The sequence below is a fragment of the Bacillus sp. I-2 genome (assembly GCF_001974945.1).
Classification (GTDB): Bacteria; Bacillota; Bacilli; order Bacillales; family Bacillaceae; genus Bacillus; species Bacillus safensis.
Window position 1 is genome coordinate 464,538 of the sequence record NZ_LZRW01000022.1, and the last position, 20,973, is coordinate 485,510.

The window sequence follows — 20,973 nt, forward strand, 5'->3', positions numbered from 1 at the left end:
TTGAAAAAGAGAGAGCATGCACGTATGTATACTCTTCTCTGTCTATCATTTATAAAGATTTCCTTACAACGATTTCACCATCAAGCTGAATCGTTTGGGGCGCACTTTCATCCCCTTCCAGCCGTGTCTTGATTTTTTGCATGGCTGCTTTTCCCATTTCATGAGATGGCTGGGCAACCGTCGTGATTCCAGGGCCAATCAGCTTATACCATTCTGTATCATCAAATCCTGCAATACCTATCTCATCAGGAATCTTCATTCCAAGCTCTACAAGTTCACTAATCAGCTTCAGCATGAGTAATCCATTGCCTGCTAAAATCGCTTTTTTCTGTTCGTTTGATTGTAAAAAACGGACAATCTCTTCGCGCATTTGTTCCTTTTGCTTTAAATCAATTTCTGCAATGACCGGCTTCTTATGTTTACTCAAAGCTGTCTGTTCATATGCTTCCTTTCGTTCTTCACGAGGACTGATTCCATCGACGGGCTCAGTAAAGAATGCGATGTGATCATAGCCTTTCTCATACATTTGTTGGAGTAGGCGGATTGTGATATCACGGTTGTTCGTGGTCACTGTGTCGACTTTTAGTTCAGGCAATTTCCGGTCCACAAGAACAATCGGCACACCGTTTTTCTTAAAATCCTCCAGAATGTCATTGTTCTGTCCTGTCGTATTGATGATGAGCCCTTCAATATAATGTGCATTCAGCTTAAGGAGCATTTCCCGTTCTTTTTCTGGACGATTATCTGTGTTGCATACCATGATGCTGTATCCATATTCATCACAAATCTCTTCGACCCCGCGAAGTGTTGCCACAGAGAATGGATTCGTAATGTCGGCTACAATAAACCCAATGACCTTACTTTTTCTGACTTTTAGTCCTTGAGCAAGCTGACTCGGACGATAATGGAGTTCCTCAATGGCCTTCTTGATTTTTTTTACCTTTTCAGAAGAAATTTCATTTGTTCTGCCATTGATATATCTGGATACAGTTGATTTTGAGACCCCTGCATAAGCTGCTACTTCGTTAATGGTCACTTTCGTTTGCTTTTTCTCTTTCATTCAAAAAACTCCCACAATTGATCTTCTCATTTGGTTCGAAACCGATTTCAAATAAACTTAAAAAGAGCATATCATAATTGATGGCATTTCAGAAGATTTTTTTGCATGTTGTTGGCAAAAATTTGTCTAATTAGAGAAAAAGAAAGCGATTTCAAATTAACGGTTGACGGCACTCTCTTTTTCCTCTAGAATTTTCCTTGAAACCGATACCAAATAAATATCAATATTTGTATCAGATGAGGGAGGCTTATCCAAATGGAAAATCGTTATGCTGTACATCCTGAGCAGGTCAAACGTTTTACAACAGAGGAACTTCGTCGTCATTTTCATATTCCTACGCTATTTGTCAGTGGTGAATTAAAGCTCTATTACTCACATGAGGACCGCGTGGTGATCGGCGGAGCCATGCCGGCAGCAGAGCCGATCACACTAGATGCTGGGGACTTTTTACGTACGGAGTATTTTCTTGAAAGACGAGAAATCGGGATTGTGAATGTCGGCGGACAAGGTACGGTCACTGTTGATGGTGAGGCCTTTGTGCTGGAGCATAAAGATTTCTTATATATTGGTCTTGGTCACGAAGATGTACAGTTTGCTAGTTCATCAGGCGACGAGGCCAAGTTCTATCTAGTTTCAGCCACGGCTCATAGAGCGTACCCTACGCAAAAAGCAGCCATCGCTGAATTAACACCAAACCACTTAGGGGAAGCAGCTGCCTCCAATGTACGAAACCTGTATCAAGTCATCCATGCAGACGGCATCCAAAGCTGTCAGCTCATGATGGGAATCACTCAGCTTGAAACCAATAACACGTGGAACACGATGCCCGCTCATATTCACGACCGCCGGATGGAAGTCTACTTATATCTTGATATTGAAGAGGATGCACGAGTCTTTCATTTTATGGGGGAGCCATCTGAAACAAGACATCTTGTTGTGGCAAATGAGGAAGCAGTCATTTCACCTGCCTGGTCCATTCATTCAGGCTCAGGTACAGCAAATTATTCATTTATTTGGGCAATGGCGGGCGAAAACTATACGTTCAAAGATATGGACTTTGTCCCAATGGATCAGCTGAGGTAACGAGGGTGATGACAACATCATATGCAGCGTCCCTCTTTTCCCTTGAAGGAAAAACAGCCCTTGTGACAGGCCCTGGAACTGGCATTGGGCAAGGCATTGCCGTGGCGCTTGCCAAATCAGGTGCAGATATCATCGGCACATATCATCATACACCGCTTGAAGAAACAAAGGCGCTTGTCGAACAGGCAGGCCGAACATTTCATGCGATTCAGGTTGACTTTTCCGATCCTCAAACTGCAAAGCAGGATGTCGACGCCATATTAAAGAAGCATACGATTGATATTTTAATCAATAATGCTGGAACCATCAAAAGAGAGCAGGCGGTTCACTATTCAGAGGAAGATTGGCATACAGTCATGGATGTGAATATCAACAGTCTCTTTTTCCTCACGCAAAAGGTTGGACAGCAGATGCTGAAAAACGGGCAAGGGAAAATCGTCAATATCGCCTCCCTTCTATCGTTTCAAGGCGGCGTTTTTGTCCCTGCTTATACAGCAAGCAAGCATGCAGTCGCAGGGCTGACGAAGGCTTTTGCAAACGAATGGGCGAGCCAGCATATTCAAGTGAATGCGATTGCTCCTGGGTATATTGCGACCAATAACACACAAGCCATTCGGGACGATGAAAATCGAAATGAAGAGATTCTCAAACGAATCCCCGCCGGACGCTGGGGAAAGCCTGAGGATCTAGCCGGTGCTGCTGTTTTCCTTAGCTCACCAGCTTCTGATTATATGAACGGCCACATTTTAGCAGTTGATGGGGGCTGGCTTGCGAGATAAATATACGAGAGAATTCCTATTCGGGGATTCTCTTTTTTCTATTTGCATAATTCTCCACCTTCCGAGTCACTCTATAAAAAACATGTGATGAGGGTGAGGTATTATGAAAAGTCGTATTGAACAAGATATAGCGTCCGTCATTAAGCGTGTCAAAAGCTTTGCCGGAAGAAGTGATGATATCGTGTTCCACTCTTTTTCATTTGGTCCTTCCACTATTTCTGCATGTCTCGTGTACGTTGAAGGACTCACAGAATTTGAGTTGCTTTCTAAGCAAATCATTTCACCAATGCAAAAGGAACTGGACATCACTGAGGTAGGTTCTGCTACTCTTTCCTCCCTTTCAAAAACGTTCTTTGGCATTCAAAGTGATGTGCTGGATGATATGAACCTTGCCATCGAGCAGTTATATAGCGGCAAGGCTATTTTATTTGTAGATGGAGCGGCTCAAGCACTTGCACTCCATACAAATCTTTTTCAATTTAGGGAAGTAGAAGAGCCGCAATCTGAAGTTCTTGTAAGAGGACCGCGGATCGGATTTATTGAGAATCTTGAAAAAAACACGGCTTTACTCCGTGAACGGGCAAACGACCCTAATCTTGTGATTCAAAAAGTAAGTATAGGTACTCGCAATAAAAAATCCGCTGCTCTTGTATATGTTCGTGATATTGCTGATCCTAAACTAGTAGAAGATGTTCTATCACGCATGGCCGAAATCAAAATGGATGACATCCCCGAAACCGGCTATATTGAACAGTTGATTGAGGACAGTCACATCTCCATTTTTCCACAGATTCAAAACACAGAACGTCCTGACCGGGTGATTGCATCTGTGCTTGAAGGCAAAGTCTCGATTTTGCTCGATGGGACTCCTTTTGCCCTCATTTTACCTATGACACTTACAGCTTTAATGCAATCACCGGAGGATTATTATCAGAGGTGGACAAGCGCGACTCTTTTGCGTTTACTTCGTTATATTGCCGTTCTGCTCACGATTTTTTTACCCGGGCTTTATATTGCTCTCGTCTCTTATCATCCCGGTTTATTACCGACAAGAATGGCACTCACCATCGCAGGTAGCCGGCAGAATGTTCCCTTCCCTCCTGTTGTCGAAGCCATTCTCATGTCTTTTACAATAGAGCTTCTGCGGGAAGCTGGACTACGGCTTCCAAGAGCCATTGGACAGACAATTGGACTCATTGGCGGCGTTATTATTGGTCAGGCAGCTGTCCAAGCCAATATCGTCAGTGCCTTAATGGTGATTATTGTGTCGCTGACCGCACTGGCTGACTTCACGGCACCGTCATATGATTTTAGTTTCCCACTGCGTATTTTGCGGTTTATGGCCATTTTTAGTTCAGCATTGTTTGGATTATACGGTTTAATCATGTGTTATTTATTTGTGCTTTGTCACTTGATGCAGTTAAAGACTTTTGGTTTTGACTATTTCACACCAGTGTTGTCTTCACCGTTTTCAGATTTAAAGGATACGTACGTTCGTTTACCAATCGGGCTATTTAAATCTAGACCAAAAACAGCAAAAATAAAAAATCTCAAAAGACAAGGAGATTAAACGATGTACAGACCTGAAAAGCTATCATTGTTACAAGTCACCATTCTGTGCAGCTCTACAATGATAGGCGCTGGAATTTTAACCATTCCACGCAGTTCTGCCAATTCAGGATTCCCTGATGGCTGGATCATTGTATTAATACAGGGAGTCATCTTTGCTTTCGTTGCTTTTTTGTTGGGGTGGATTGCCGAAAAGAATGCACCAGACACCATCTTTGAGTCAAATACAAAAGGAGCAGGGGCATTCTTTGGCACGATCTTTAATTTAATGCTGATCGCCTATTTACTTGGCATTGTCGGCTTTGAAGCACGTGTCCTTGGGGAAGTGGTTCAGTTTTTCCTACTACAATCGACTCCCATGACCGTGATTGTGATGATATTTTTACTTGTGGCGATCTATCATTTAAAAAGCGGTATCCTTCCAGTCGTCAAAATGGTGACCTATATTTATCCGATCACAATGGTCATTTACATAGCGCTCATGCTGTTTTGTTTAAAAATATTTGATTTTGATTATTTGCGCCCTGTGATGGCGCATGGTTTTAAAGATTTTAGTAACCTGTTCTCTCAAACCTTTATTCAATTTACAGGGTTTGAAGTGATTTTGTTTGTCGTGCCACTCATTTATAAAGACAAGTGGTCGAAGGCGAAATGGGCTGCTGCCATTGGAGTTGGCATTACAACCCTCGTTTACTCACTTACACTTTTTATTGTAATCGGCTCCATGACAGTAGGAGAAACAAAATCTCTCACTTGGCCGACGGTTTCCCTCATTCAAGCGCTTGAACTTGAAGGGGTGTTTATCGAACGATTTGATATATTCTTACTGACAATTTGGACGTGCCAGCAGTTCATTTGTATGCTGGGCTTTTTCCAGTTTGCGATTAAAGGCTGCTTCACCGTTTTTAAAACAACCAATATAACGAGACTGCTATGGCTGCTATTTTTAATAACATCGGCACTCTCACTTTTTCCTAGAAATATCAATGAAGTCTTTTACTACTCTACTTTACTCGGCTACGCATTGTTCGCGGTATTAGCCATTCCTTTTATTACAGCTATCCTGCTGATGATACGCAAAAAATGGGGAGGTCGTTCTGCATGAGAGGCAGGCGTATACTGTTATTCTTTTTTTCCTGCTGCCTTTTTCTTCTATCAGCAGGCTGCTGGGACTTAAAGGATATTGAAAAACTATCGTTTGTACGCGGTGTTGGCATTGATGAACAAGATGAGAATGGAGTTAAGCTGACCTATCAAAACCTTGTACCGAAAACAGGCGGAACACAAGAAGCCGATTCTCCCGGCTATGTGAATGTCGTCTCGAAGGGAAAAAATGTGCTGGAGGCTGTCAGTAATGTCGCCTTGAAGGACCCGCCGATCTATAGTGATCACCTGAAAATCTTCTTGTTTGGCAGAAATCAAGCGGAGCATCACGATATTCAAGGAACACTTAATCATTTTATTCGAGATGATGAGGTTCGGCGCAGCAGCTATCTCCTCGTGTCACGAGGAGATGCGTCAAAAGTCATCAACCAAAAATTGAAATCACAGCAAAAGGTTCCGGTTGAACATATCTTCGAAACATCCAAAAACCGAAGCTTTAACGGAAAGATCGCACTGCCAACACGTATTGGCCGGGCATCTGATTATTTTCAAATGGGCGTTAGCTTCCTTGTACAAAGTGTAGATGCGGTAGACGGTGAAATTATTTATGATGGGGCAGGTATCATTCACGGAAAAACAAGAAAGCTGATCGGTTTCATCTCTGCGCAGGATGTACAATATTTAAACTGGGTGATGGACCGTATCGCAGGCGGTGTTGTACCCGCCACCTACAAAGGCTTTCCGATTACGTATGAAATTAAAAAAGCCAAAACCAAGATTGAACCCTACCTGAAAGACGGAAAGATTTCCTTTCACATTAGCGTACAAACAAATGGAAAATTGTCAGAGGATCAATATCCCCCTGAAAACTCATACGATGAACAGTACATCAAACGATTTGAGAAGGTTTTTTCTCGTAAAATTAAAGAGCGCATACAAAAAACGGTCAGTCATATGCAACATGAAGTAGGTGTCGATCCTATTTTTTTAAGCCGGCAGTTTCGTATTAAGTATCCTGAATATTGGGATCAGCATCGAGATGAATGGGACAAACTATTTCAAGAAGCAGACATAACGTATGACATCAAAGTGAGCATTTTGAACTTTGGTGCAGAAGGTGCAACGAAAAGCTTCAAATGGTAATACAAAAAGGCGGTTATCCCAAAGGAGAGCCGCCTTTTTTACGTACGACAATGAGAAGCTGATACAAAGTCACTTGATCAGACAACGCTTTTGTTTGAAAGCCGAGTGACGATCCTATTCTTGCCACCTCGTCAAAAAACAATTGAACGTTTTGATCAATCTGTACATTGATCCGCTGCTCGATCACGCGTTCAAATAATTGGTCTGGGAAAAGCGCACGCATGGTGTTTGGTGTGAAGAACCGTATATGGGTTCGGTCTAAGATTCCTACATCTTGATACGTAAAATCACCTGTCATCAAAGGAAGAAGCACCTCTGCATGCATCATGTTAGGCAGGCAGCAAATGATGACACCGCCTGGCTTTAAAGAGGCGTGCGCTTGCTCAATGATGTGCCAAGGATCTGACACATGCTCTAAAACATCCGAAAAAATGACCGCATCAAAAAAGGCCTCTTTCTCTGACCATGGGTATTCATCTGCATTTGCCTCGATGACTTCTTCATAATACGCCTTTGCGACCGCTGCTTTTAACGTATCCGCCTCTACCCCGTACATGTGTACAGACTGACGATTCATTAGTTCAAGCCCAGTAGCCCCTGCGCCGCATCCAACATCCAGCACGTGTGCAGCGTCCTCAGGGAGTAATTCCACAAAATACGGATGAGGAGTGATCAAATTTAGATCTATGCCCCACTTATCTAAAAATCGAAGTCTATTCTCAGTAAACAGTGTAGAGATGTTTGTTTCTTGATTGGCATTAAAGGTAGCATGACCATGATGATGCACAAAGGAATCATGCACAATTTGCAGCTGATATCCTTTTAGTAATGAACGCAAACATAGATCGTCATCCTCAAATGATCCATATACAAACCGCTCATCAAATAATCCCACATCCTCGATCAGCTTTCTTTTCACGAGCAAGCAAAACCCTACAAGCCGGTGCACATAAGTTCTCTGACCTTTTCTATTAGACGTATACTCCTTAGCAAAGGCTGGGAGTTCCTTCACATCTGTATACGATGGCTGGACCATCTGAGGGCCGCTCACATAATTAGAGACGGGTCCCACCATCCCAATTCGTTCTGAAGCGAATAGCGCCTCTTTTAATGGAGAAAGCCAATTTTCCGTCACGATCGTGTCATTATTTAAAAAGAGAATGCTGTCTCCTGAAGCTTTTTTTGCCCCTTGATTACATCCCTTTGCAAAACCTTCATTCTCTTCATTATCAATGAAAATCACATCATCCAGCTCTCTTACATATTCCTTCGTGCCATCAGTTGACGCATTATCGACGATGATGAGTTCATATTGGTCACTATTCGTATGCTGTTTAATGCTATCGATACATGTTTTCGTCAAATGCAGTTCATTGTACGTCAGCATGACAATGCTTGTTTTCCCTTTCATCTCATTTCCACCTTTCTCCCGCCTGTTCCATATGTATGTGATAGGCAGCACGTTCAGAAGATGAGGGAATGTCCTTTCTTGATTAAACGTTTGTTTAACATAGAAAAACCAGCTGCACACGGCAGCTGGCCATTGTTCATACCGTTTTTCCTTCGCCACTTGCGACGGCACGATTTCTCTTTTTTAAATCTTCTTCAATTTCTTCAAGACTTTTCCCCTTCGTTTCGGTCACCAAGTATTTCACAAATAAGAAGGCGCCTACGCCAATGACCGCATATATGAGGAAAAGATTACTGATACCAATCGCGCTTAATAAAGCTGGGAATGTCAGCGAGATGATTAAATTTCCTGTATGAAGAAGGAAGGTCGAGACGCCTGTACCGATTCCCCGGACGTGTACTGGGAACAGCTCTGGGAGCATCACCCAAACGACTGGACCCCAGCTGACAGCAAAGATGACGATAAAGAGACCTAAACAAATAACGGTTGTCCATCCTGCAGCTGTTGATCCTTCAAAAAATCGGTTGACCACTGACAGAACAATTAAACTAAGGACCATTCCTGCATTCCCAAATAGAAGCAGCGCTTTACGCCCTACACGGTCAATGATTTTAATGGCAACAAACGTCATGATGACATTCACTGCACCAATTCCGACAGTTCCTAAAATCGCTGCTGAATTCCCAAAGCCAACACTTGTGAATGTTTTTGGTGCATAGTAAATGATCGTATTTGTACCGATAAACTGCTGCAGAAAGGCAAGGCCGACACCGGCAATCAATGCTGGGCGTACCCATGGCTCAAATAATTCCTTAAAACCGCCTTTCTCTTCACTTTCCGCCTTTTGAATATCTGAAATTTCTTCTTCCACTTCTTGCTGACTTTTTCTGAGTTTAGATAATATCTCCTTCGCACGGTCAGCCTGTCCGTGGACAAACAGCCAGCGGGGACTTTCCGGCATAAACAAAATCCCGAATAATAAAAGAACAGAAGGAACCACCGCAATTCCAAGCATCAAGCGCCATGCCTCTGCATCTGCTAAAGCGTAGTTCACAATATAGGCAAGAAGAATGCCAAATGTGATCATGAGCTGGTTTAAAGAGGAGAGTGCCCCTCGTGATTCCTTTGGCGCAAGTTCAGATAAATATAATGGAACAATCGTTGTCGAGCACCCGACAGCGAGCCCTAGCACAATTCGGAATAAGACCATCACTTCTGTATTCGGTGCAAAAGCTGTACCAAATCCGCCGATAATAAACAAAATAGCTGCGGCGATGATGGCTTTTTTCCGCCCAAATTGGTCTGTCAGCTTTCCAGAAAGAGAGGAACCGAGCATCGCCCCGATTAAAATCGAGCTGACGACAAGCCCCTCCGTAAACGCGTTTAAACCTAAATCCTCTTTCATAAATAAGATGGCGCCAGAGATGACACCTGTATCATAGCCATATAAAGCACCGCCAAGGGCGCCGAAGAAATAAAGCCATCCATTCCGATTTTTCATTTACATAACCCCACTTTTATCTCTGTACTCTTATGAAAAGTCATTTTCCTCACTTCCTGTCATTTCAAACATTTCGATGTTTTATGACAAATATATTTCATTTGTGTATCTTTGAAACTTTTTACGAGAAGAAAACGTCAATTAAGCGTTAGTGAAAAAAATGTCGCACTATATCCCGTTTTAAGGTATATTTGTTTTAGTTTGTAAGCAGAAAGAAGGACATCTTTACTATAAAATCATAGCGAGGGTTTAAAATATATGGATCAATTACGAAGTAAACGCAAAGGAAAAAAGCGTTTAAAACCATGGGTGAAAGTCACTCTTTTTATCATTAGTATTCTTTTACTGACAACTGCTTCAGTTACAGGCTATGCCTACTATAAAATAACAAATGCTGCCAAAAAGGCTCAAGTATCTCTTGATCGCGGCGCACAATCTGTGAAACGAATTGAAGCATTCGATCCAGGAAAAGACAGCTTTTCTGTCTTGCTGCTTGGAATTGACAGCAGACCGGGCGAAACAGTGAAACAAGCACGAAGTGACGCAATGGTTTTGGCAACCATTAACCGCACAAATAAAACCGTTAAATTATTAAGCATTCCTAGGGATTCATACGTTAATATTCCAGGCCACGGTTTTGATAAAATTACTCACGCACACGCATTTGGCGGTGCAGATCTAACAGTGAGCACAGTTGAAGATTTACTAGATATTCCGGTCGATTTTGTCATCCAAAGTAATTTCGTAGCGTTTAAAGAAATCGTCAACGAATTAAACGGTGTTCCTATTAACATCAAGGATGAGTACCTTGTGAAACAGATTAAAAAGGATACAAAAGGCAAGGTTGTGCTTCAAACTGGAACTCATACACTAGATGGTGATCAAGCGCTCGCATATGTGAGAACGAGAAAAGCAGATAGTGACTTAATGCGTGGCCAGCGACAAATGGAAGTGTTAAAAGCCATTTTTGATAAATCAAAATCATTAACATCTATTCCGTCATACGACAATATCATTGATACACTCGGTGATAATGTGTCAACCACCCTTTCTATGAAGGAGTTAGTTGGTCTTTTCCCGCTTCTGACCTCATTGAAATCGGTTGATACCATTCAGCTTAAAGGATCTGATTACCAGCCAAACGGCGTTTATTATTTCCAATTGGATCAAAACCAGCTGAACGAAGTAAAAACAGAATTGAAGAAGCAGCTTGAATTATCATAAATAAAAGCGTCCCTTTGGGGCGCTTTTAGATTGTTGACAAAGGGCTAAAATGATCTTGATTTTAGCCCTTTGTCTTCTTTTCAGCGTGATAGAAAACCTTTGCAATCTAGGAAGGGCGAGCACCGGAACAGAGCGAATTTGAGATTCGTGAGTACCGGAGCGCAGACCTGACACGGAGTGCGAGGGTTTGTCTACACGCTGGAAGCGTCCCTAAGGGGCGCTTTTTCTTATTTCCTTGATCATTCACTCATTTTTGTTTAGCCTTGATAGAGAGGAATCAACCTTCCTTTTTTATGAGAATGAAGGAAATCGTACATACTTTGAAGAGGCTATTGCATGAATGAAGGAGGATTTGACAGCGATGAAAAAAATGATTGCAATTGATTTAGACGGTACACTCTTAAATACAAAAAGTGAAATATCCGCTCAAAACCGAGAGGCATTGATTCGTGCGAAGAATGCTGGATATATTGTGACCATCTGTACAGGGCGGGCAACTTTTGATGTAAAGGAGCTGCTTGGCGATTTGGACATCCCCATTATTGCGGCAAACGGCGGGACTGTCCATACAGAAGGATACGAGCTCTTCAGCCGTATCACATTGGACCAAGAAGCGGGCAAGCGGGCTGCAAAGGCACTAGTGGAACGAAACATTTACTTTGAAGTCTATACAGATGATGCTCTCCTCTCTCCTTTTGATGGAAAAGAGAAGCTGAAAGCAGAATTTGATCTGATCAAAAGCGCAAACCCAAATGAGGATCACGCTGATCTATGGGAAGGAGCCATGACGCAATTTAAACAATTTGGCATCAAACCAGTGGATGATATCCGTGAGATTTTTGAGTCGAACGAACCGACCTATAAATTACTCTGCTTCTCGTTTGATATGAACAAACTGAACGAAGCACGAAATCTTCTTTCAGACATGCCCGAGCTTTCATTGACCTCGTCTGGTAAACATATTATTGAGGTGCTGCCAAAAGAGTCTGGAAAAGGACATGCCCTGAAAAAGCTCGCAGCCCATTATGGTGTAGACCGCTCACATATTTATGCAATTGGTGACAGCCCAAACGACCTTTCTATGTTTGAAGAAGCAGGCCACCGCATTGCAATGGGGAATGCTGTTGATGTCATTAAAGAAAAGAGCACCTTCATCACAAAAGGAAATCATGAAGACGGTGTCGCTTATTTTATTGATCTTCTTTTACAAAATCAATTCCATGAAAAAAAGACGCTTGTCTGATCAGCGCCTAGAGAGAAGTCCAGAAGTCCGATACAAGTATTGATCGGGCTTTTTCTTTATTTTTTGATTCTAACAGCCGTTTCATATTTGTCCTTCCAGTACGTACTTGTTTTCATATTGGTTAAAACAACACCGTTTGAGACCGTCACATGAATGACTTGATTTGATCCTGCATATATCGCCGGCATCAATGATGTACCGCTGAAGAAGACAAGATCTCCCGGCTTAAGCTCAGAACGTTTCACAGGTGTACCTGCTTTAACTTGACCTGATGCATAGCGAGGCAGCTCAATGCCAAGCACTTTTTGATACACGTACTGCGTGAACCCTGCTGTATCAAATCCTTCCTTTGGGTTCGTACCGCCTTTGACATAAGGGACTTCACCAATATACGTAGCGGCTTTTGATACGATAGGATCCTCTTTCGCAAGCTCCAGATCTGTTAATCGTTTCGCACCTGTCCATTTCTCGCGCCAATACGATTCAGATAAATAAGAAATTGTCACACTTTCAGAACGGCTCGCATGAATAAAGCGGTCGCCTCCAATATACATACCTACATGAGAAATTCCGGGCTTATATGTGTTGCTAAAAAAGACAAAATCCCCAGGGCGGATATCGCCTAATGCCACTTTTTCTCCAACGATCCACTGCTGTTCAGCACTTCGAGGTAAATAAATCCCAAGCGATTTTTCAAATAAATACTGTAAAAATCCTGAGCAATCGAATCCATTCTTTGGATCTGCTCCTCCAAACACATAAGGAATTCCTAAATAGGTCAGCGCATCTTTCACAAGAGGGTCATCAGAAATTTCTTGCGTACCGGGCAGTCGTTTGACCGCATAAAATCGATCAGTCCAATATTTGCTTTTACTGACATCTGTTTTCACCACACCTTGACTAAGCGTGATGTGGATCACCTGATTGTTCCCAGCGTACAACGCCACATGTGTTGGGATATCCTTCGTTTCTTCAAGGCTTCGGAAATACACAAGGTCACCGGGCTGCGCTTTATCCCATGATACCTTTTTTCCAATCTGATATTGGTCGATTACCTTCCGCGGCAAATCAAATGTTTCGGATGTCTTGTACACATATTGAATCAACCCAGATGCATCAAAGCCCGTTTTTGGATCGGTTCCTCCTTTATGATAAGGTGTTCCAATGAGCTTTTCCGCTTGCTCCAAAAGAGATGGTGTTTGAGCAGAAACCACTGTTTGGGACATGAACATCAGCCCTACGAGCGCACACCCTCCAATCAACATTCCTTTCCATTTCATGATCCTTTCCCTCCTTTCTTCTATAGTTTCGTCATGACACCTTTCATTTTACACCGTATTTCGACAAAAAAAGAGCACGCGATGTGCGTGCCCTTTATCCTTTTTAGGTTATTTACCTGCTTCCGCTTTTGACTGCTTTTGCTGTTCAATTTTCTGCATTTCAACCGAAATCTTTTGTTTTTCGTGATCTGTCAGACTGTCACTAAATTTAAAAGCAGACATAAAGACAAAGACTAAAATTAACGCAACAAACGGCCAGCTTGCTTTTAGGAATTTCATTTCTTCTCTTTCCCTCCGTTTTCTTTTAAGTTTTTAACTTTATCAGCGTGATCTACTTCAAAGAAAATGTGTCCGTCTTTTTCTTTCCAATCCGCATTCGTTCCATTGGTCAGCATACGGATAATGGCTTTTGATTCTAGAGATCCTGCTTTTACTGGAGCAGGTGTTGCTTCTTTGATGTACATTGGGACAACTTCAAATGTCGCTTTTCCATCTTCATTCAGATGATACTGAACAAGTGCAGAATCACGTGTTCTTGACCAGCCTTGGTCAAAAATAAAGTTTCCTAGGCTATAGAAAATCGCCGTTCCGTTATAGACTTCCATTGGTTCAAGGACGTGCGGATGAGCACCGATAATGATATCGGCTCCGGCCTTAGACATCGCTCTTGCCAATTCTCTTTGTCTGTCGTTTACTTCATTGTTGTACTCCTGTCCCCAGTGAGCATGAACAACGACGAGATCTGCCTTTTCAGCAGCCTGCGAAATCATCGGAATAAAGATAGATGGATCGGCTGGCAGAATACCCGCCTGGCGATTCGTTGCTTTGAAATCTTTCCCATACACATCTGTAAAACCAAGTGTAGCAATTTTGACACCATTTACTTCTTTGTACGAAATGTTCTGCTTCGCATCTTGGAGGTTACGACCTGCACCTGTATAATCCATGCCATTTTGTTCAAAGGCATTGATCGTGTTGTTCAGTCCTTTTTCACCATAGTCTGCCGCATGGTTATTCGCAAAGTTTAAGACAGAGAAATTTAAATCCTTCAACGCTTGGACAGAATCTTCATCAGTTTTTAAATGAATATTCTTTTGCGCTGCCTGTTCTTTATCTGATGCGACAGGATGTTCAAAGTTACCTGTCACATAATCTGACACATCAAAATATGGCTTGGCATAACGAAAGAGATGCTCTTTTCCATAGCGGTCTGTTACTTTCTCTACGTTTCTTCCAAACATAATGTCACCGACAAACGAAGCGGTCAGGATGTTTTCTGGATTCTTTTGTACAGTTGGCACTTGTGCTTTCCCGATAAACGTAAATAGAAATGTACAAGCAATGACGATCGGTAAAGCAATTAGTACGTGTTTATTCGTCTTTTTCTTTTGATTCTTTGTGATTTTCAGCAGCTTTTCCTGAAAGCTCAATTTTTTATTCATCATTGGACACACCTTATCTTAAAATAGATAGTAAACATACATGATGGCAAATGTTGCACCACTTAGAAGTAACGTGCTTCCAAGGGTAATTGTAAGACCTTGCTTTTGAATCGTATTCGCAATCAATCCAGGGACGATGATTCCGATTCCGCGGAATTCTGCTATTTCAAATGGGACCACTGGATAGAAGAAATCAAATATCAGCTTTAAGGCAATCCCTGTAATCAGCATCGCAGCAAACTTTCTGCGTCCATATAAAATCATGAATTTTGATAAGCCAAAGCGAACGATCACATACGTAAGCAAGCTGACAGATAAGACGACTAAAATGAAGACTGGCTGGTTAAATACGAGCGCCAGATAACCCGGAACAACAAGTCCAGCTGGTACGATTCCTGTTTTTTCTGCAAAGATTAAACTAAGTAGAACACCTAAAATTAACGAGATATAAAGATCTGATCCGAACATTTTCTATATTTCCTCCTAGCTGACAAGCTGCTTAATTTTGTATTCTTGAATTTTTTCGATTAACGGTTCAGCGGCACCATGGATATTGCCGACTCCATAAACCACTCGATTATGAAGCTTTTTCTCAAGCATATTCATAATTTCTTCTGTAGATTGATATTCAAGGTTGTGTAAGTGGTCAGCCGGAATTTTCCCTTCCTCATATGCCTTCACAATTGGATCAGTTGTTTCACCAATTAAGACAAGGTCACTTGCTTCAATATATGGAAGTACATCCTCCGCAAACTGGATCGTTCTATCTACCCGATCTGCACGGCAGTTCATAATAATAATCGGTTCATCTGTTGGATATCCAATTTCTTTCACACGCTTCCAAATGTTCAATGTAGATGCTGCGTCATTTGCCGCAAATCCATTAACAAAGTGTCCAGGTGTTTTCGCGTCCATTAATGGAAGAATTCTCATCGCTCCTGGATCAGGCGGCGCATTTAACATTCCTCTGAATGCCGTATCTTCATCAATCCCTAATGCTTGGGCAACACCAAGTGCCAGTGAAGCATTATCTGGGAAAACCATGTACTCAAATTTCCGCAAAAACTCATCGGAAATCTTGGAATTATCTGCAACAATGACTTCTGTGTTGCGTTTTTTCGCAATCTCTTTAAAGAAATCTGTATATTCACTATCCGTAATAACCAAGTGTCCATTGTAAGGAATTGTCGCTGTAAAGGCTTCTGCTATTTCATCAAGTGTCGGCCCCATGACGTCCATATGGTCTTCAAGAACGTTTACGATCACGCCAATATTTGCTTGAAGCAGCTCTTCCTGAAAGATAATTTGGTAATCTGGATTTACCGCCATACATTCACTGACGATGGCATTTGCTCCTCTTTCAACTGTTTCTCTCATAACTTCTTTCTGCTCTCCGATATTCGGTCCTTGCGGTTTCCTTTTAATCGGTTTCTCCTCTGGCGTATCCCAATAAATCATTCTTGCATCCGTTCCCGTTGTTTTACCGACAGTTTTATAACCTGCCTCCATTAAGATACCGGTTGTCAATCTTGTGACGGTAGACTTTCCGCGAATACCATTAATATTGACGCGCACCGGCAGGGCATCGATATTTTTCTGATGACGCTTCTTTTCAATAAAGCCAATCCCTAACATGATGACACAGGCTATAACGATTAACCACATCGCTATCTACATCTCCTTTTTTTATGAGTGTGATATGTAAATTCAATCAACAGTATATCTGTTCAGCATAAAATCACAATCGGTATTATGTAACATAATCTTTCACTTCCTCGTATGCCAAATTCCTCTAATCAGAAGGCTTTTTTGCCTATCCATCCTTTAAATGAAAAGGTCAAAAGGCGGACAAAAATCAGTCTGAATTTCTGCTGAATTCATGAGAAAGCGTTACCATCAATGATCCAAAAATCTTTTGTCCTTTTCTCCCTAAATTTTTTGACAATTATTAAGATGTATTTTGAATCAATGTTTTAAAGCCCGCTCTTCTCTATAACAACAGTCATATCAGTGCTTTAAATGAATAGTGCGTGTTTTGGAATGTTTTATATTTTTGAATGAACAGGTTAGAAAGTCATTCTCATTGGTCAGATTGCTGCGCGTTGACCTATGACAAAGGTCACATCTAAAAAAATCAAGTCATCTGCTTATTTTCAGGTCACAAAAAATTGGGATAAGATGTAAAATATTGATCGTTTCGGTGTACCTTCTCTTTACGAGATTCGCACCTTATGACCTAAACAATGAAACATTATTCATTTGTTTTTATCAAGATTCATCATTTCTTAACATTTTTAATATGAATTTAGTTGAAAATTGTCAGCTCATGTCATGCTTTCCCCAAAGGTGACGAATAAAATTCGCTTCTCCGCTTACACTATGGATAAAAAATCTGTGAGAGGAGGCTAAAGATGCCAAACAATAATGAGCAAACACGCCTGCACTTTTTATCAGGAAGCTTTGAGGAAAAAATCCGTATCCTAAAAAAAACATTTCAGCAAAGCGGCGATTTTGAATACCGAGAGTTGATGGTGAATGAAACGAAATCTGCGCTGTTTTTTATTAAAACAAGAATAGATGAAGGAAAGCTAAATGATTTCATTATCGGAAACTTGTTAGGCCCTCCTGGAAAGCAGGATTATACAAAATCTCTTAGCACACTTGAAACAGGCGACTTGACGCTGATCACAGACAGTATTATTGCAGGAAGTATTGCCTTTCTTGATGAAAACTCCTCGCAAATCAAGCTATTTGCTGTCGGACAGCCGCCGCTGCGCTCTATTTCGGAGCCATCTTCTGAAAGTATTATCGCCGGCGCACATGATGGGTTTGTTGAAAGTATTGATACCAATATCTACTTACTGCGTTCGCATTTAAATGATCGGAAGCTCGCCATTCAATATCATAAGGTCGGTACAAAATCGGAAACAAAGCTTGCGACGGTGTATATATCTGATATTGCCAATCCAGAAAAGGTCGAAGAGGTCAACAGACGGATTTCTTCTATTAAAGTAGACACACTGATAAGTCCTGGCTCTATCGTTGAGGCAATTGAGGAAGATTCATTTTCTATTTTCCCGCAGCTGATTGACACAGAACGTCCAGACAAGGTGAGATCTGCGATCCTTGAAGGCAGGATAGTCGTACTCATGAATGGCAGTCCAATGGCCATCATTCTGCCTATCACGTTTTTTAGTTTCTTTCAGTCACCAGATGATTATAACAGCCGCTGGATTCCTGCTACGTTTATTCGTATTCTTCGTTATCTTGCTTGCATCATCGCAGTTATATTGCCATCTTTTTATATTGCTGTTATTGCGTTTCATTATGAGGTTGTCCCAGATGAACTCGCTATTACGATGAAGAACTCTATTATTGGCATTCCTTTTCCTCCATTGATAGAGGCTATGCTGATGGAGATCACGATTGAACTTATACGGGAGGCTGGGGTACGTCTGCCTAAACCAATCGGGCAGACCATTGGAATCGTAGGTGGTTTGGTCATTGGGGATGCGGTTGTACAAGCAGGACTTATTTCGAATGTCCAAGTGATTGTAGTCGCTGTGACGGCTGTCGCTTCATTTGTACTTCCATCGTTTGAAATGACGTCCACCATCAGGATGCTTCGTTTCCCGCTCATGTTTATGGCATCAATGTTTGGTTTTATTGGCATTTCATTTGGGCTCGCCATTATTCTCATGAATTTATGCCGCTTAGAATCACTAGGGGTACCATATTTATCATCTGTTACTCCTTTTAACTGGCAGGATTTAAAAGATACTGTAGTTCGACTCCCAATGTGGATGTACAAAAACCGCCCTGTTTATTTAAATCCGCAGAAGAAAAAACAAATTGAAGAACTGAGAGGGTGGGAAAAGAAAAATGAAAAATAAAATATCTCCACCTCAAGCTGTTTTTTTTATCATCCAGTCTCAAATTGGTGTTGGTATTTTAGCGCTCCCCCATTTGCTGATGAAAGACATGGGACACGATGGCTGGATGGCAATTATTTTAGCTTGTTTTTTCATCCAGATCATCAATACCATTTTTCTTTATATCATCTACAAATATCCAGAAACGTCATTCTTTCAAACGCTGATTGAGGTCTTTGGAAAATGGATTGGACGCACCTTGGTCGTGCTTTATACGGTATACTTTGCTTCGGTTTGCATTGTGGTCCTTTCTATATTCACAAGGATTCTTGGCATATGGGTGCTCCCGCTCACACCAAACTGGGTGATTAACCTATTACTGATGATATGCATTGTCTATATCGCAAAGGAGCAAATTACAGCCATTGTCAGGTTTAATTTTATCTTAACTCCTTTTTTGCTCATGCTCTCTCTATTGATGTTCTATTCATTGAAAGGAACCAATATTGATTACCTCCTGCCTTTTTTCCAAACGGATATCTCTCAATTTCAGCTTGGATTGAAGGACGTGGTACTGTCAATGAATGGATTCGAGATGATTTTGATCATCTCTCCACTGATGAAGGGCACCATTAAGCAACGATATAAAGTGATGACCATTTCAAATATATGCACGACGCTTTACTACCTATTTATTACATTAATTTGTTTTATGTTTTTCAGCCCGGCTGAGCTTGATGTCATCCCGAATCCTGTTTTGTATCTGTTAAAAACCATTACATTCGGTGTCATTGAGCGGACAGATTTAATTTTCCTAAGCTTTTGGGTCTTTGTCATTCTAGCCACACTAAGTAATTACCTGTACTTTTGTGCAAATGGTGTGTCGAGTATACTGAAGAAAAAAAAACACAAAAAATATGTCTATTATTTTGCCATTTTGATTTATGCTGCAAGCTGTTTTCTCTCAACTGATAACTTTAGAATACAGCGATTCAACGACTTCACTACCGCTGCACAATATTCATTTATTTACACACTTCCGATCATAATGGCCGTTATCATCTTGATCAAACACCGCAAAAAGAAGGTGAAATCATATGCATCATAAGTACATGTTGACGCTGCTTATGTGTGTTTCTCTCATTTTCATGCCTGGCTGCTGGGATCAAAACCTATTAAAAGACATCTCTCTTGTTTTAACTTCAGCCGTTGATCAAGGAGAAGATGACAATGCGAAATATTCAATTACCTATCGAAAGGTGCAGCAATCTCAAAGTATGCAGCAAGGGAATACTGGCAGTTATTTAACTACTGTTCTCACAACCGAGGCGCCTACTTTAAGAAAAGCAAGAAGCAACTTTAGCCGGAGTGTAGACCAAAAAATTGATTTGTCGAAAATGCGGGTGCTGCTAATCGGTGATGAATTTGCCCAAAACCGACTGCTCCCTTACTTAGATATGTTTTATCGCGATCCCAAAAGCCCTTTGCTCGCAAACTTGGCGGTGGTGCAAGGCGGGAGCTGTGTGGACTTAATCAATTCTCTGCTCAAGGAAAAACTGATTGTGAGCGACTATTTAAACAACCTGATCACTTCTGCATCACGCTCCTCACAAGTTGCACCTAAGAACATTCAAAACATCCGGTCCAAAATGCTGCAAACCGGCGAGGATTTCACACTGCCATTACTCTACTACGATAATTCAAAAAAGTTAACGAGTGTAAGGGGGGTCGCCTTATTTGATAATGAGAAAAAGAAAGGTGAACTTTATGCGCAGGATGCCATTCTGCTCACCATCATGGATGGAAAAATGGGCAGTTATGCAAACTTCACAAAAAAAGTAAGAAGTGATATGAAATCAAAGGAGAACAATTACATCAGCATTCAAGTTACCGATACAAAGAGAGACATTAAAATCGTCAATCCTGATCATCGAAACGTAACCTTCTCTCTTGAGTTTGAATTCAATACCTCTATTATTGAATATCCGAAAGATAATTTAGATACAGACAAGAAAATTAAAATGTTAAATAAAAAGCTGTCAGCTATTTTGACTAAAGACGCCGAAAGAGTCATTGCGGCCCTGCAAGAAGCAAATTCTGACGTCCTAAGCCTTGGCAGAAAATATAGGGTAAAACACTATGATGAATATATAAAAATGAACTGGGTCACCGATTATCCGAAGGTGAAAATCATTCCAAAAGTGAAAGTGAACATTACACAAACAGGTATTATTAGTTAAGAAAAGGAAGAAGCCTTCTTTC

Annotated in this window: 18 protein-coding genes; 10 read left to right on the plus strand and 8 right to left on the minus strand. The window is 41.3% G+C overall.

From position 1 onward, the window contains the following. Positions 1-49: 49 nt before the first annotated feature. A complete protein-coding gene (locus tag BAE31_RS08665; RefSeq protein WP_076840194.1) occupies positions 50-1,060 on the minus strand; it encodes a LacI family DNA-binding transcriptional regulator in 1,011 nt (336 codons plus the stop codon). Positions 1,061-1,315: 255 nt separating this feature from the next. Here BAE31_RS08665 and kduI point away from each other — a divergent pair, with 255 nt between their 5' ends. The 5 genes from kduI to BAE31_RS08690 all read left to right on the plus strand — a co-directional run bounded on the left by kduI (position 1,316) and on the right by BAE31_RS08690 (position 6,738). Next, entirely contained in the window at positions 1,316-2,143 is an 828-nt protein-coding gene (gene kduI, locus BAE31_RS08670) for a 5-dehydro-4-deoxy-D-glucuronate isomerase (protein ID WP_041087959.1), read from the plus strand. 8 nt (positions 2,144-2,151) lie between these two features. Then, a complete protein-coding gene (gene kduD, locus BAE31_RS08675; protein WP_041087957.1) occupies positions 2,152-2,922 on the plus strand; it encodes a 2-dehydro-3-deoxy-D-gluconate 5-dehydrogenase KduD in 771 nt (256 codons plus the stop codon). A gap of 103 nt (positions 2,923-3,025) precedes the next feature. Continuing rightward, complete coding sequence (locus BAE31_RS08680; protein WP_041087955.1) at positions 3,026-4,492, plus strand: spore germination protein; 1,467 nt, start codon at positions 3,026-3,028, stop codon at positions 4,490-4,492. 3 nt (positions 4,493-4,495) lie between these two features. Continuing rightward, the gene (locus BAE31_RS08685) at positions 4,496-5,596 is read left to right on the plus strand and encodes a GerAB/ArcD/ProY family transporter (protein ID WP_076840196.1); all 1,101 of its coding nucleotides are present in this window, start codon (positions 4,496-4,498) and stop codon (positions 5,594-5,596) included. Further along, on the plus strand, positions 5,593-6,738 hold the full coding sequence (locus tag BAE31_RS08690; protein WP_076840198.1) for a Ger(x)C family spore germination protein: 1,146 nt from the start codon (positions 5,593-5,595) through the stop codon (positions 6,736-6,738). The genes BAE31_RS08685 and BAE31_RS08690 overlap by 4 nt, the downstream gene beginning before the upstream one ends. 13 nt (positions 6,739-6,751) lie before the next feature. Here BAE31_RS08690 and BAE31_RS08695 read toward each other — a convergent pair whose 3' ends face one another. Both BAE31_RS08695 and BAE31_RS08700 read right to left on the minus strand, forming a co-directional pair. Then, a complete protein-coding gene (locus BAE31_RS08695; protein ID WP_076840200.1) occupies positions 6,752-8,149 on the minus strand; it encodes a bifunctional glycosyltransferase family 2 protein/class I SAM-dependent methyltransferase in 1,398 nt (465 codons plus the stop codon). A 136-nt stretch (positions 8,150-8,285) separates the two neighbouring features. Continuing rightward, positions 8,286-9,650 (minus strand): sugar porter family MFS transporter, encoded by a 1,365-nt coding sequence (locus BAE31_RS08700; protein WP_076840201.1) that lies wholly within the window; start codon positions 9,648-9,650, stop codon positions 8,286-8,288. Positions 9,651-9,908: 258 nt separating this feature from the next. Between BAE31_RS08700 and BAE31_RS08705 the strand changes: the two genes are divergently transcribed. Further along, positions 9,909-10,874 (plus strand): LCP family protein, encoded by a 966-nt coding sequence (locus BAE31_RS08705; protein ID WP_076840203.1) that lies wholly within the window; start codon positions 9,909-9,911, stop codon positions 10,872-10,874. 361 nt (positions 10,875-11,235) lie between these two features. Further along, positions 11,236-12,117 carry a Cof-type HAD-IIB family hydrolase gene (locus BAE31_RS08715; RefSeq protein WP_170871282.1) on the plus strand — a complete coding sequence of 294 codons (882 nt, stop codon included), beginning with the start codon at positions 11,236-11,238 and terminating at the stop codon, positions 12,115-12,117. A 56-nt stretch (positions 12,118-12,173) separates the two neighbouring features. Here BAE31_RS08715 and BAE31_RS08720 read toward each other — a convergent pair whose 3' ends face one another. The 5 genes from BAE31_RS08720 to pgsB form a co-directional block, all read right to left on the minus strand. After that, on the minus strand, positions 12,174-13,397 hold the full coding sequence (locus BAE31_RS08720) for a C40 family peptidase (protein ID WP_076840208.1): 1,224 nt from the start codon (positions 13,395-13,397) through the stop codon (positions 12,174-12,176). A gap of 108 nt (positions 13,398-13,505) precedes the next feature. Beyond that, positions 13,506-13,676 (minus strand): extrachromosomal elements maintenance protein EdmS, encoded by a 171-nt coding sequence (gene edmS / locus BAE31_RS19630; protein WP_087976066.1) that lies wholly within the window; start codon positions 13,674-13,676, stop codon positions 13,506-13,508. Next, positions 13,673-14,839 (minus strand): CapA family protein, encoded by a 1,167-nt coding sequence (locus BAE31_RS08725; RefSeq protein WP_024423669.1) that lies wholly within the window; start codon positions 14,837-14,839, stop codon positions 13,673-13,675. Before BAE31_RS08725 ends, edmS begins: the two co-directional genes overlap by 4 nt. Before the next feature lie 18 nt (positions 14,840-14,857). Beyond that, a complete protein-coding gene (pgsC, locus tag BAE31_RS08730; protein WP_007497520.1) occupies positions 14,858-15,307 on the minus strand; it encodes a poly-gamma-glutamate biosynthesis protein PgsC in 450 nt (149 codons plus the stop codon). Positions 15,308-15,322: 15 nt separating this feature from the next. Further along, positions 15,323-16,504: a poly-gamma-glutamate synthase PgsB gene (pgsB, locus tag BAE31_RS08735; RefSeq protein WP_024423670.1), complete on the minus strand. Its 1,182-nt coding sequence runs from the start codon at positions 16,502-16,504 to the stop codon at positions 15,323-15,325. A gap of 746 nt (positions 16,505-17,250) precedes the next feature. On the opposite strand from pgsB, the gene BAE31_RS08740 reads away from it, so the two are divergent. Genes BAE31_RS08740 through BAE31_RS08750 form a run of 3 tightly spaced genes read left to right on the plus strand, consistent with a single transcriptional unit; the run spans position 17,251 to position 20,951 of the window. After that, positions 17,251-18,732 (plus strand): spore germination protein, encoded by a 1,482-nt coding sequence (locus BAE31_RS08740; protein ID WP_076840210.1) that lies wholly within the window; start codon positions 17,251-17,253, stop codon positions 18,730-18,732. Further along, positions 18,722-19,819 carry a GerAB/ArcD/ProY family transporter gene (locus tag BAE31_RS08745; protein WP_076840212.1) on the plus strand — a complete coding sequence of 366 codons (1,098 nt, stop codon included), beginning with the start codon at positions 18,722-18,724 and terminating at the stop codon, positions 19,817-19,819. The genes BAE31_RS08740 and BAE31_RS08745 overlap by 11 nt, the downstream gene beginning before the upstream one ends. Beyond that, a complete protein-coding gene (locus BAE31_RS08750; RefSeq protein WP_076840213.1) occupies positions 19,809-20,951 on the plus strand; it encodes a Ger(x)C family spore germination protein in 1,143 nt (380 codons plus the stop codon). Before BAE31_RS08745 ends, BAE31_RS08750 begins: the two co-directional genes overlap by 11 nt. The last annotated feature ends 22 nt before the right edge of the window (positions 20,952-20,973 follow it).

What these genes read in the sequence shown, in the direction of transcription:
- BAE31_RS08685 (WP_076840196.1), top strand. Translation starts at nt 4,496, where the DNA reads ATGTACAGACCTGAAAAGCTATCATTGTTACAAGTCACCATTCTGTGC.
- edmS (WP_087976066.1), bottom strand. Translation starts at nt 13,676, where the DNA reads ATGAAATTCCTAAAAGCAAGCTGGCCGTTTGTTGCGTTAATTTTAGTC.
- BAE31_RS08750 (WP_076840213.1), top strand. Translation starts at nt 19,809, where the DNA reads ATGCATCATAAGTACATGTTGACGCTGCTTATGTGTGTTTCTCTCATT.
- BAE31_RS08725 (WP_024423669.1), bottom strand. Translation starts at nt 14,839, where the DNA reads ATGAATAAAAAATTGAGCTTTCAGGAAAAGCTGCTGAAAATCACAAAG.
- pgsC (WP_007497520.1), bottom strand. Translation starts at nt 15,307, where the DNA reads ATGTTCGGATCAGATCTTTATATCTCGTTAATTTTAGGTGTTCTACTT.
- BAE31_RS08705 (WP_076840203.1), top strand. Translation starts at nt 9,909, where the DNA reads ATGGATCAATTACGAAGTAAACGCAAAGGAAAAAAGCGTTTAAAACCA.
- kduD (WP_041087957.1), top strand. Translation starts at nt 2,152, where the DNA reads ATGACAACATCATATGCAGCGTCCCTCTTTTCCCTTGAAGGAAAAACA.
- BAE31_RS08720 (WP_076840208.1), bottom strand. Translation starts at nt 13,397, where the DNA reads ATGAAATGGAAAGGAATGTTGATTGGAGGGTGTGCGCTCGTAGGGCTG.
- BAE31_RS08740 (WP_076840210.1), top strand. Translation starts at nt 17,251, where the DNA reads ATGCCAAACAATAATGAGCAAACACGCCTGCACTTTTTATCAGGAAGC.
- BAE31_RS08700 (WP_076840201.1), bottom strand. Translation starts at nt 9,650, where the DNA reads ATGAAAAATCGGAATGGATGGCTTTATTTCTTCGGCGCCCTTGGCGGT.
- BAE31_RS08715 (WP_170871282.1), top strand. Translation starts at nt 11,236, where the DNA reads ATGAAAAAAATGATTGCAATTGATTTAGACGGTACACTCTTAAATACA.
- kduI (WP_041087959.1), top strand. Translation starts at nt 1,316, where the DNA reads ATGGAAAATCGTTATGCTGTACATCCTGAGCAGGTCAAACGTTTTACA.
- BAE31_RS08665 (WP_076840194.1), bottom strand. Translation starts at nt 1,060, where the DNA reads ATGAAAGAGAAAAAGCAAACGAAAGTGACCATTAACGAAGTAGCAGCT.
- pgsB (WP_024423670.1), bottom strand. Translation starts at nt 16,504, where the DNA reads ATGTGGTTAATCGTTATAGCCTGTGTCATCATGTTAGGGATTGGCTTT.
- BAE31_RS08695 (WP_076840200.1), bottom strand. Translation starts at nt 8,149, where the DNA reads ATGAAAGGGAAAACAAGCATTGTCATGCTGACGTACAATGAACTGCAT.
- BAE31_RS08745 (WP_076840212.1), top strand. Translation starts at nt 18,722, where the DNA reads ATGAAAAATAAAATATCTCCACCTCAAGCTGTTTTTTTTATCATCCAG.
- BAE31_RS08690 (WP_076840198.1), top strand. Translation starts at nt 5,593, where the DNA reads ATGAGAGGCAGGCGTATACTGTTATTCTTTTTTTCCTGCTGCCTTTTT.
- BAE31_RS08680 (WP_041087955.1), top strand. Translation starts at nt 3,026, where the DNA reads ATGAAAAGTCGTATTGAACAAGATATAGCGTCCGTCATTAAGCGTGTC.